Genomic DNA, 10,729 nt, shown 5'->3' with positions numbered 1-10,729 from the left:
GACCTGGCCGGGGCGCGACGCCGCCGCCGCGCCCCGGCCAGGTCCGCCAAGACCCGCGACCGCCACCACGACTGGGTCTGGGAGGTCATCGGGCTGGCGGTGTGCATCGCCATCGCGTTGATCGTCTTCTTCGCGGTGCCCACCATCGTCACCTGGTAGCAGGTTCAGGCCGGACACCAGGGACAATCGGTCAGGTGCGGTTCGGCATCCTCGGTCCGATCGAGGCGTGGACGTCCGGCGGCGACCCGGTCCCCGCCGGCGGCCCGCGCTCGCGCACGTTGCTGGCCCTGCTGCTGCTCGCCCCCGGCCGGACCGTCGGCGTGGACCGGCTGCTGTCCGGCCAGTACGGCGAGCATCCGCCCGCCGATGCCACCGGCGCGCTCCAGGCCCAGGTCTCCCGGCTGCGCCGCAGGCTGCCGCCGGGCCTGCTGGAGTACGGCGGGGCGGGGTACCGGCTCGCGATCGACCCCGCCGACGTGGATGCACACCGCTTCCAGCTTCTCGCCCGCCAGGGCCGCGACCTGCTCGCCGCGGGCCGGGCCGGTCCCGCCGCCGCCGTGCTCCGCGAAGCGCTCGGCCTGTGGCGGGGGCCCGCGCTGGCCGACGCCACCGACGTGCCGCTGGTGGCGGCCCAGCGGACCAGGCTGGAGGAACTGCGGCTGGCCGCCACCGAGGACCGCATCGAGGCCGAGCTCGCCGACTCCGCGGCCGGTGGCGGCGTGGCCGCCGAGCTACGGCCGCTGCTGGCCGCCCACCCGCTGCGCGAACGGCTCGCGGTGCTGCTCATGCGCGCCCTGCACGCCGAGGGCAGGCAGGCCGAGGCGCTGGAGGTCTACGAGCGGGTGCGCCGCCGCCTGGCCGGGGAGCTGGGCGCCGACCCCTCCCCGGAGCTGGCCGCCACCCACCTGGCGATCCTGCGCGCGGGCGAACCGCCGCCCGCCCGGCCGAGCGTGCTGCCGGTGCCGCTGACCGGGTTCGTCGGCAGGGAGACCGAACTCGATCTGCTCGCCGGGCTGCTCGCCCCGGGCACGGCCACCCGCCTGGTCACGATCACCGGCCCGGGCGGCACCGGCAAGACCCGCCTGGCCATCGAGGCGGCCCGCCGCCACCCGGGCACGGTGTGCCTGGTCCCACTGGCCGATATCGACACAGGCAGTCAGGCCCCGCAGGCCGCCGAGGCGGCGCCCCACGACCCGGACGCGGCACGCCCGGACGCGGCACGCCCGGACACCGAACGGCGGCCACCGCGTACCACCGAGGCGGCATCCCGCCGCCCCGCCACCGCGCGCCTCGTCCCGCCGGCCGACATCGACGGTGGTGAGCAGGTCGCGCGGGCCGTGCTGGGGGCGTTGGGGGTGCGGGATCCGCTGGGGCTCACCGTACTTCCCGAGCCGGCCGATCCCGCCGACCGGCTGGTGGACGCGCTCGCCGGGCGTGGGCCGCTGTTGCTGATCCTGGACAACTGCGAGCATGTGATCGCGGCCACCGCGGCGCTGGCGCGGCGGCTGCTGGACTCCTGCCCCGAGCTGACGATCCTGGCCACCGGCCGCGAACCGCTCGCGATCACCGGCGAGACGCTGGTCAGGCTCGCGCCGCTGGCCTGCCCGCCGGAGGGGGCGGCGGCGCGGGAGGCGGCGAGGTACCCGGCGGTACGGCTGTTCGCCGAGCGGGCGGCGGCGGCGCGGCACGGCTTCACGGTGTCCGACGGCAACGCCGCCGCCGTCACCCGCATCTGCGCCGCCCTCGACGGGCTGCCGCTGGCCCTGGAACTGGCGGCGGCCCGGCTGCGCACGTTCACCGTCGGGGAGATCGCCGAGCGGCTGGCCGAGCACGGCCGGTTCCGGCTGCTGTCGCGCGGCGACCGTACGGCGGCGGCCAGGCACCAGACCCTGCGCGCGGTGGTCGAGTGGAGCTGGGACCTGCTCGGGCCCGAGGAACGGGCGCTGGCCGGGCGGTTCTCGGTGTTCACCGGCGGCGCGACGCTGGAGGCGGCCGAGCGGGTGTGCGGCGGCGGCGACACCGCCGGGCTGCTCGCCGACCTGGTGGACAAGTCGCTGGTGGAGACCGACGGCGACCGCTACCGGATGCTGTCCACGATCCGGCTGTTCTGCGCAAAACGGCGGGCGGCGGCCGAGACGCCGCCCACGGCGGAGGCCGCGCACGCCGCCTACTACCTGGACCTCGCCCGCCGGGCCGGCCCGCACCTGCTGCGGGCCGGTCAACTGGACTGGCTGGCCCTGCTGAGCGCCGAGCACGCCAACCTGATGGCCGCGCTGCGCTGGGCGGTGGACGCCGACCCCGCGACGGCGCTGAGGCTGGTCGCGGCGGGAGCGGCCTACTGGTGGTTCACCGGGCGGCGTGGCGAGGTGGTCCCGCCGGCCACGAAGCTGTTGCGGAAGGTGGACGCGCTGCCGTCCGGCTGGGTGGAGCAGGAGGACCTGGTGGAGGAGTACGGCGTGTGCGTGGCACACGCCGCGCCGAACGTGACCTCCGCGCACCGCGAGCGGGTCGAGGCGGCCCAGCTGAACCTGGGCCGGCCGCTGCGGCACTCCTTCGCCGCGCCGCTGTGGGGGATGATCATCGGCCCGCCGTTCGGGGCGGACAACGCCGGGCTGCGGCGGCGGCTGCTCGGCCCGGACCCATGGGCGCACGCGGTGGGCGCGCTCGGCGAGGCGCTGCTGGAGCTGCTGCGCTGGGGTAAGGTGGCCGCCGCCGAGCGCTCCCTTCGGGCGGTGCTCGCCGACTTCCGGGCGCTCGGCGAGCGCTGGGGCAGCGCGCAGGCACTGGACTGGCTGGCCCTGATCGCGAGTCTGCGCGGCGACTGGGAGCGCGCCGACGCCCTGTGGGCCGAGGCGCTCGCGCTGTTCGTCCGGCTGGGCAGCGCCGAGGAGGAGATCGACGTGTTGTGCCGGCGGGCCGAGGCGCTGACCCGCAGGGGCGATCTCGACGCCGCCGCCGCCGACTGCCGGCGCGCGGCCGGGTCGGCCCGCCAGATCGCCGACGCCGGTCGGCTGTCCCTGGTCCGGGTGCGCCAGGCGGAGATCGCCCGGTTCCGCGGCGACCTGGGCGAGGCCCGCGAGCTGCTTTCCGCGGCGCTGGACGGCGCCCGCGGGCCGGCCATGGTGGCGGACGCGCACATCGCGCTCGGGCGGGTGGCACAGGCCGCGGGCGACGTCGCCGAGGCCGTGCGCCGGTACGACCTGGCGGCCGGGCTGTCCGCGGGCGAGCCGCTGACGTCGCTGCTGGCGCCGGTGGCCGAGGCGCAGGCCACCCGCGCGCTGCTCACCGGCGAGGCAGACACACGGGCGGCGCTGCTGCTGGGGGCCGCGGTGGCGCTGCGCGGCCTGGCCGTCGCCGGTGACCGCGACGCGGCCGGTACGGCGGGCGCGGTCAGGGCGCGCATCGGCTCGCAGGCGTTCGCCACCGCCTTCGCCAGGGGCGCGGCGATGTCCCGTGAGGAGGCGCTGACAGCGCTCGGCCGCCCGCGCCCGGATCCGTCAGCGGAACGTCGGTAGCCGGTCAGCGCGCCCGGCCATCGTCGCCGGTATGCCGAACACCCACGTACTCATCTCCGGCGCGAGCATCGCCGGGCCCGCCCTGGCGTACTGGCTCAGCAGGTACGGCTTCCGCGTCACCGTCGTGGAGCGCTCCCCCGCGTTGCGCCCCGGCGGCCAGGCCGTCGACTTCAAGGGCCGCACCCACCACACCGTGCTGGACCGAATGGGTGTGCGCGAGGAGGTCCACCGCCGCCGCACCCACCCGCGCGACCAGTACTTCGTGGACGCGAACGGCCGCCGGCTGGCCGCCATACCGGCCCGCTTCACCGGCGGCGACGTCGAGATCCGCCGCGGGGACCTGTCCGCCATCCTCTACGAGCGCACGCAGGACACCTGCGAGTACGTCTTCGGCGACTCCATCACCTCGATCACCGAGGCCGGCGGCGGTGTCCACGTGACCTTCGAGCACGCCGCCCCGCGTACGTTCGATTTGGTGGTGGGCGCGGACGGCATCCACTCCAACGTACGCCGGCTGACCTTCGGCCCCGAATCCCGCTATGTCCGTCATCTCGGGTACTACTACGCGCTCGCCGAGATCTCCGGCGACTTCGGCCCCGACCCGCTGCTCTACAACGAGCCGGGCAGGCTCGTCTCGACCGGCGGCGTGGACGAGGGCGCGCTGCTGGTGTTCGCCTCGGCAGAACTCCACTACGACCGCCACGACACCGCGGCGCAGCGGCGGATCGTGGCCGAGGCGTTCGAGGGGATGGGCTGGCGCACCCGCGAGGTGGCCGGCGCGCTGGCGGACAGCCCGGGTTTCTACTTCGACTCCATCAGCCGGGTGGTCACCGACCGCTACGCCAAGGGCCGGGTGGCGTTGCTCGGCGACGCCGCCTACAGCAACACGATGGGCGGGTTCGGCACCGGGCTGGCCATGGTGGGCGCGTACGTGCTGGCGGGCGAACTCGCCCTGGCGGACGGCGATCACGGCACGGCGCTGCGGCGGTACGAGGAGCGGTTCCGCGGGTACGCGCGCATCGCCAGGAAGGGCAACGCGGGCCGATTCCTGGCCCCGCCCTCCCGGCGCGGCATCCGGATGCGCAACCTGCTCTTCAGGTCCGGGTTTTTGCTCGGGTGGATGATGCGAATGAGCGACAGGTTCGCCACGGATATCGACCTTCCGGACTATCCCTCCGAAATCGCCCGGCATAAGTGAGTGTGCGAGGGCGACGCTGCAACGTCGTCGCCACCTGGGACGGGGCATGCTTGGCAGCGGGCCGTACGAGACACGGACGAATGTGGATCGGCGGCCACCGGGCTCGGGGCGACGTCGTGACGGCGTCCCCCGTGGAAAGGCAGGAAACGATGAGCGTCGCCAATCGCACCTGGAACACCGCGCTGTGGGGGCTCCAGGCGGTCGCGGCGGGCGGCTTTCTGCTTGCGGCCCTCAGAAGGTTCGCCGGTGCGGAACCCGCGCCTTCCACCTTCGCGGCGATCGGCCTCGGCGACTGGGTGCGCTACTTCGTGGGCGGACTCGAAGTCGCCGGGGCGGCGGCGTTGCTCGTCCCGAGCCTGACGGGTTTGGCCGGGCTGGTGTTCACCGGACTGACGGCGGGTGCGGCCTTCGCCCAGGTCCTCGTGGTGGACGGCGGCGCGGCCACGCCCCTGGCCCTGCTCGCGGTCTCGGCGCTGGTCGCCTGGGGCCGCCGCGAGAACACGATACGTCTGTGGGCCCGGCTCACCCATCGTGAGGAGCGCCCGCGGGACCGGGGCGAGGCGGGGCGGCGACTATCCGAGGCTGAGCCGGACCGTGGCAGTGGCATGCGTGGCCGCTGGGAGGTGCCCGTGCACCTCGATCGTCAGGTCACGATGGGTCACGGCGGTGACCGCGCCGGTGAAGGTGATCGTGTCGCCCGGACGCGCGGGCGCTTCCAGCTTGACGTTGATGCCCCTGATCACGGTGTGCGGCCCGGTCCAGTCCGTCACGTAGCGTTCCACCATGCTCATGGTGAGGAGCATCGCGAGAAAGGAGTCGCGCGGCACGGTGGCCCCTGAGGAGGCGGGCTGCGGCGGCGGGACGGCGACCGACTTCTCCGGGAGCACCGCCCCGATGCCGATCTGATCGTGGGCTGGCGTCCGCATCACGACTCCCGTGGCAACCGACATCCGCATCCCCTCCACACCCGGCCCGCCGAACGCGGAGCGTGGTCACCTTCTCACTGTCGCAGACAATGGCGTGCCCGCGCCGGGAAAGCCGCAGGCCGGGGTACGGCTTGCGCATCCCGGGCTGATTTTTCCCCTCCCCGGGGCGAAAGTTCCGCACCCGCCCGCGGAAAAGCGACTTCCATAAAAGCCGGTTCGCTCGGTTAGAACGTATTCTATTCTGATTTTCCATGGTCAGCCGGACAGAGTCCGACATAACGGGGTACGTGAATGGCGTGAGTAAAGGGCGGGACGTGGTACTCACAAGTAACGCCGCGTGCCGCAGCGCCTTCAGATAACGTGTTCTCATGCGCACCCCGCAGGCGAGCGCCGGCACGCCGTTGCACGGTTCCGGCGCCCCCGCTCCCGGCGCCCCCGCTCCCGGCGGCGCCGAGGTGACGGGCGCCACGGCGAGCCCCCTTGCCGGCCCGCTCACGAGCCCGTTGCCGACGGCCCCGAAGCAGCGCGCGCCCATCGACGGGGGCCGTCCCGGCGTCCGCTCCCGCGGGCAGCACCAGCGCCGCAAGCGGATCGTCTCGGCCGCCGCGGCGCTCGCCTCGCGCGGCGGCGTGGAGGCCATGCAGATGCGCACGGTCGCCGAACGGGCCGGGGTCGCGCTCGGCACCCTCTACCGCTACTTCCCCTCCAAGATGGAGCTGGTCGCCGCGGTGGTCGGCGAGGAGATCGATCTGCTGGAGAGCAGCATCGAGCGTCGCCCGCCGCACGCGGCCACCCCGGCCGGGCGCGCGGCCGACGTGCTGATGCGGGCCACCCGGGGGCTGATGCGCGAGCCGGAGCTGGCCGACGCGCTGATCCGGTCGCTGATCACCGCGGAGGTCGACGCCCCGTTCGGCGACCGCCTGGCCGGGCTGCTGCTGCGGGTCGCGGGCAGCGACCGGCCCCCCGGCGGCACGGGCGGTGGGGACGACCCGGACGGCGAGCGGTTCGCGCTGGCCGGGTCGCTGGCCGGGGTGTGGATGCACGAGCTGCTGGAAATGCTGCGCGGGCGACGTACCTACGAGCAGATCCAGCAGCGCATCGAGATCGCCGCCGACCGGCTGCTCCGCGACTTCTGACCGGCCCCCACAGGCCCCCGCCGGCCTCTGGCGGGCGTCGTGATTCCGATGACCGGGGCACGGCCGCGCCGTACACTGAAAGACATCGGAGGTCTCCCCAGGCGGCCGGGCCGCACTACATGAGGGACGGTGCGTGATGGCGGTCACCGACGCGGCGATCGACAAGATCAAGCAGATGATCATGTCCGGTGAGCTGACGCCCGGCGACCGGCTGCCCAAGGAGGCCGACCTCGCCGACCGGCTCGGCCTGTCCCGCAACTCGCTGCGCGAGGCGGTCCGCGCGCTGGCGCTGATCAACGTGCTGGACGTACGCCAAGGCGACGGCACCTACGTGACCAGCCTGGAACCCCGGCTGCTGCTGGACGCGGTGTCGTTCGTCGCCGACTTCCACCGCGACGACTCCGTGCTGCACTTCTTCGAGGTCAGGCGCATCCTCGAACCGGCCGCGGCCGAGCTGGCCGCGCTCGAGATGACCGGCGACGACGTCGCCGCCCTGCGCGCCATCCTGGCCGAACTACCGCCCCGCCCGACCGTGGAAGAGCTGGTCGCCAACGACGTGCGCTTCCACCAGCGGATCGCGGCCGGCTCGGGCAATCCGGTGCTCGCCTCGCTGCTGGACAACCTGGCGGGCCCCATCACCCGCGCCCGGATCTGGCGCGGGCTGACCGAGGAACGGGCGCTGGAGAAGACCGTCGAGCAGCACCAGGCCATCTGCGACGCCATCGCCGGCCACCGCCCCGAGTTGGCGAGATCCTGGGCGACGGTTCACATCGCGGGCGTCGAGGACTGGCTGCGCCGGACGCTCACTTGATCACTCACCGAGGTCACGGCCATACATCGGGTGTCTTGGGACATCCGTTGCGACCCGATCGACGCGGCCCGAAACGCCGGAGTGCCGCCGGAGAGACTCCTCCGGCGGCACTGCGCCCCCGTCAGTCCAGTGGCCCGTTTCCCGGCGACCGACCAGGCGTCCGTCCTCGGGAGGACCAGATGGACCTTCCCGCAATATCCGGTATTCGTGGTGACCATAACATGATCGACTCATCCGTGACCATGCCCTGAAAACGGGAATCGGTCGATCCGAATGAGATTCGGATTCAACTCACAGACAAGTGTCGAGTAACCGAATGCGACTCGGTCTCATGATCTCCATTACGGTATCGAGCAATTGTGCCAGCCGGCCGCCGGGTCCGCATTCTTGTCGGCCCCCCGCTGATCGTGCGCAATTGCGACGGACGGCTTCAGGCCGACACTGTGTCGGCCACCGGGGTTTCGGACGCCTCCAGCGGCCCGGCCCTGCGGGCCAGCGCGGCCGATACCGCGATCAGGACGAGCGCCCCGGCTCCGAGCGCGACCCCGATCCAGGAGACCGACGGGTACCCGAGGCCCGCGGCGATGGCCAGGCCACCGAGCCAGGGGCCGACGGTGATGCCGAGGTTGAAGGAGGAGACGTTACCGCCGGCGGCGAGCGTCGGGGCGGGCCCGGCCAGGGTGAACACGCGGGCGCTGAGCGCCGGGTTGATGCCGAAGCCGAACGCGCCGAGGAGGAAGCTCAGGATGATGACCGGCACGGCCTGGTCGGCGAACACGGCGAGGCCCGCCGAGGCGACGATCATGCCGGCCGCCCCCGCGAACAGGACGGTGAACGGGCGCGCGTCCGTCGCACGACCGCCGAGCGTGATGCCGATGAACGCGCCCACGCCGTACAGGCCGAGCACGGCGGGCACCCACTCCTCCGACAGCCCGGCGGTCTCGGTCAGGAAGGGCGCGAGGTAGCTGAAGGTGACCATCAGCGAGGCGAGGACCAGCGAGGTCGTGCCGTACGCGACCCACAGCCGCAGGTTCGCCATGGCCCGTAGCTCGGGGCCGAGGCGGGGGGCCTCCGCGGCCGGCGGGCGTCCGCCGGGGATGGTGGCGGCCACGCCGATCATGCTCAGCGCCGACATGGCGGCCACCGCCCAGAACGCCCCCTGCCAGCCGAGGTGCTGCCCGATCAGCGTGCCCGCGGGCAGGCCGATGACCGTGGCGACCGTGAGGCCGCTGGTGACGACTCCGAGCGCCCGGCCGCGGGCGTTCGCGGGCACCATGCCGATGACGGCGACCGCGGACACCGCCCAGAACCCGGCGTAGACGAACGCGCCGACGGCGCGGGACACCAGGAGGACGGTGTAGTCGGTGGTCAGCGCGCCGGCGACGTGCGAGACGGCGAAGACGCCGAGGAACGCCAGCAACGCCGTACGGCGGGGCCAGCGCAACGTGACCACGGCCAGCACGGGCGCGCCGACGAGCATCCCGACGGCGAACGCGGAGATCAGCAACCCCACGTCGGGGACCGACACGCCCAGATCGGCGGCCATGCCGGGGAGCAGGCCCGCGAGCATCAGCTCCGAGGTGCCCTGGGCGAAGATCGCCAAGCCCAGGATGTAGATGGCCAACGGCATCGCGGGGATCTCCTTAGTTTTGTATCGTTCAGTTCAAAACAGGCGCGTGACAGACCAAGGGAACAGGAACACACAGGTCAGAAAGTCGGCATGCTCACAGGGCGGTGAGCGCGGTCGTGGCGATGGCGTCGAGGGCGAGCCGGTCCGAGCCGCCGCGACCGGCGACGCGCATCCCGCTCACCGTGGCGATGACGTAGTGGGCCAGCGCCTCGGCGTCCTTGGCCGGGTCGATCTCCCCGGCCCGCTGCCCCTCCTCGATCGCCGTGCGCACGGCGGTCAGCCGCATGCGGTGGTCCTCACGGAGCAGGGCGGCCACCTCGGCGTCGTGCGGGGCCAGCTCGACCATCGCGTTGACCACCATGCAGCCGCTCGGCAGGCCGGGCTCGCCCTCCGCCGCCCACTGGAACAGGGTCCGGATCTTCTCCCGGGCCGGCAGGTCGCCCTCCATCAGTTCGACGATCGGGCCGTTCTTGTCGACCATGTAGCGGCGCAGCGCCTTCTCGAACAGGTCGCGCTTGCTCTTGAACGTGTTGTAGATGCTGCTCCGGCCGAGGCCGGTGGCCGTACAGAGGTCCTGGGTGGAGGTGCCCTCGTAACCTCCGTCCCAGAACGCGAGCATCGCCGCCTCGATCGCCCGTTCCTCCGTGAACTGCCGTGGTCGTGCCATGCGCCCCACCGTAACACGTTTTTTGGACCAATCTGTACAAAATCGGGCAGGCGGTGGCCGGTCCCTGCCAAGCCGCCCCACGCGGCGGCACGAGCCTCTAGCATGAGACGCCCATGACCACCGTCACCGTCGTGATCCCGACGTACAACGAGGTAGACAACCTGCCGCTGATCACGCAGGCGCTGCTCGCGCTGCCGATCGACGGCCTGCGCGTGCTGGTCGTGGACGACGACTCCCCCGACGGCACCGGCAAGGTCGCCGACGAGCTGGCCGCCGAGCACCCGGGCCGGGTCTCGGTGATCCACCGGCCGGGCCGGGAAGGGCTGGGCCGCGCCTACGTCCAGGGGCTCACGGCCGCGCTGGAGGCGGGGGCCGGCTTCGTCGTGCAGATGGACGCCGACTTCTCCCATCCGGTGGACGCGGTGCCGCGGCTGCTCGGCACCGCCGAGGCGACCGGCGCGGCCTGCGTGATCGGCAGCCGGTACGTGCCCGGCGGCACCCTCGCCAGCGAGTGGAGCCGAGGCCGCCGGGCCCTGTCGGCGTGGGCGAACTTCTACGTCCGCACGATCCTGCGGATCAGGCTGCGCGACGTGACCGCCGGTTTCAAGATCTGGCGGGCCGGCAGCCTGGCGGCGCTCGACCTCGGCGGCATCGCCTCGGGCGGCTACAGCTTCCAGGTGGAGATGCACTACCGGGCGACCAGGGCGGGGATGACCATCATCGAGATCCCCATCCACTTCTCCGACCGCCGCGCCGGGGCCTCCAAGATGAGCCTGCGGGTGCAACTGGAGTCGGCCCTGATGCCCTGGCGGCTGCGTTTCAAGCGCTGAACGCCCTATCCCACCC

At 73.1% G+C, this 10,729-nt stretch carries 8 protein-coding genes and 1 pseudogene; 6 read left to right on the top strand and 3 right to left on the bottom strand.

Annotated elements, in window-relative coordinates:
* Window positions 1–194 precede the first annotated feature (194 nt).
* From C1I98_RS27725 to C1I98_RS27715, 3 genes and pseudogenes are all read left to right on the top strand, one after another.
* Complete coding sequence (locus tag C1I98_RS27725; RefSeq protein WP_111170354.1) at window positions 195–3,515, top strand: ATP-binding protein; 3,321 nt, start codon at window positions 195–197, stop codon at window positions 3,513–3,515.
* 31 nt (window positions 3,516–3,546) lie between these two features.
* The gene (locus C1I98_RS27720) at window positions 3,547–4,713 is read left to right on the top strand and encodes an FAD-dependent monooxygenase (protein WP_111170353.1); all 1,167 of its coding nucleotides are present in this window, start codon (window positions 3,547–3,549) and stop codon (window positions 4,711–4,713) included.
* Between the two features lie 80 nt (window positions 4,714–4,793).
* Window positions 4,794–5,177 (top strand): annotated as a pseudogene (locus C1I98_RS27715) (DoxX family protein); the annotation flags it as partial.
* Between the two features lie 108 nt (window positions 5,178–5,285).
* On the opposite strand, the gene C1I98_RS27710 reads toward C1I98_RS27715, so the two are convergent.
* Window positions 5,286–5,639: a hotdog family protein gene (locus tag C1I98_RS27710; RefSeq protein WP_158558205.1), complete on the bottom strand. Its 354-nt coding sequence runs from the start codon at window positions 5,637–5,639 to the stop codon at window positions 5,286–5,288.
* A 503-nt stretch (window positions 5,640–6,142) separates the two neighbouring features.
* On the opposite strand from C1I98_RS27710, the gene C1I98_RS27705 reads away from it, so the two are divergent.
* Both C1I98_RS27705 and C1I98_RS27700 read left to right on the top strand, forming a co-directional pair.
* Window positions 6,143–6,775 (top strand): TetR family transcriptional regulator, encoded by a 633-nt coding sequence (locus C1I98_RS27705; protein ID WP_438672111.1) that lies wholly within the window; start codon window positions 6,143–6,145, stop codon window positions 6,773–6,775.
* Window positions 6,776–6,911: 136 nt separating this feature from the next.
* Window positions 6,912–7,586: a FadR/GntR family transcriptional regulator gene (locus C1I98_RS27700; RefSeq protein WP_111170351.1), complete on the top strand. Its 675-nt coding sequence runs from the start codon at window positions 6,912–6,914 to the stop codon at window positions 7,584–7,586.
* A gap of 430 nt (window positions 7,587–8,016) precedes the next feature.
* On the opposite strand, the gene C1I98_RS27695 is transcribed toward C1I98_RS27700, so the two are convergent.
* Window positions 8,017–9,216 carry a Cmx/CmrA family chloramphenicol efflux MFS transporter gene (locus tag C1I98_RS27695; protein ID WP_111170350.1) on the bottom strand — a complete coding sequence of 400 codons (1,200 nt, stop codon included), beginning with the start codon at window positions 9,214–9,216 and terminating at the stop codon, window positions 8,017–8,019.
* 94 nt (window positions 9,217–9,310) lie between these two features.
* Complete coding sequence (locus C1I98_RS27690) at window positions 9,311–9,883, bottom strand: TetR/AcrR family transcriptional regulator (RefSeq protein WP_111170349.1); 573 nt, start codon at window positions 9,881–9,883, stop codon at window positions 9,311–9,313.
* Window positions 9,884–9,996: 113 nt separating this feature from the next.
* Here C1I98_RS27690 and C1I98_RS27685 point away from each other — a divergent pair, with 113 nt between their 5' ends.
* Complete coding sequence (locus C1I98_RS27685) at window positions 9,997–10,713, top strand: polyprenol monophosphomannose synthase (RefSeq protein WP_111170348.1); 717 nt, start codon at window positions 9,997–9,999, stop codon at window positions 10,711–10,713.
* Window positions 10,714–10,729 lie beyond the last annotated feature (16 nt).

The sequence above is a fragment of the Spongiactinospora gelatinilytica genome (assembly GCF_003236385.1).
Taxonomy (GTDB): Bacteria; Actinomycetota; Actinomycetes; order Streptosporangiales; family Streptosporangiaceae; genus Spongiactinospora; species Spongiactinospora gelatinilytica.
The sequence above is the reverse complement of the archived record's forward strand: the minus strand, read 5'-3'. Positions and strand labels throughout refer to the sequence as shown.

Bases quoted from the DNA above. Each gene is read 5' to 3' on its own strand.
- C1I98_RS27720 (WP_111170353.1), top strand. From the start codon at position 3,547: ATGCCGAACACCCACGTACTCATCTCCGGCGCGAGCATCGCCGGGCCC.
- C1I98_RS27690 (WP_111170349.1), bottom strand. From the start codon at position 9,883: ATGGCACGACCACGGCAGTTCACGGAGGAACGGGCGATCGAGGCGGCG.
- C1I98_RS27685 (WP_111170348.1), top strand. From the start codon at position 9,997: ATGACCACCGTCACCGTCGTGATCCCGACGTACAACGAGGTAGACAAC.
- C1I98_RS27700 (WP_111170351.1), top strand. From the start codon at position 6,912: ATGGCGGTCACCGACGCGGCGATCGACAAGATCAAGCAGATGATCATG.
- C1I98_RS27710 (WP_158558205.1), bottom strand. From the start codon at position 5,639: ATGCGGACGCCAGCCCACGATCAGATCGGCATCGGGGCGGTGCTCCCG.
- C1I98_RS27695 (WP_111170350.1), bottom strand. From the start codon at position 9,216: ATGCCGTTGGCCATCTACATCCTGGGCTTGGCGATCTTCGCCCAGGGC.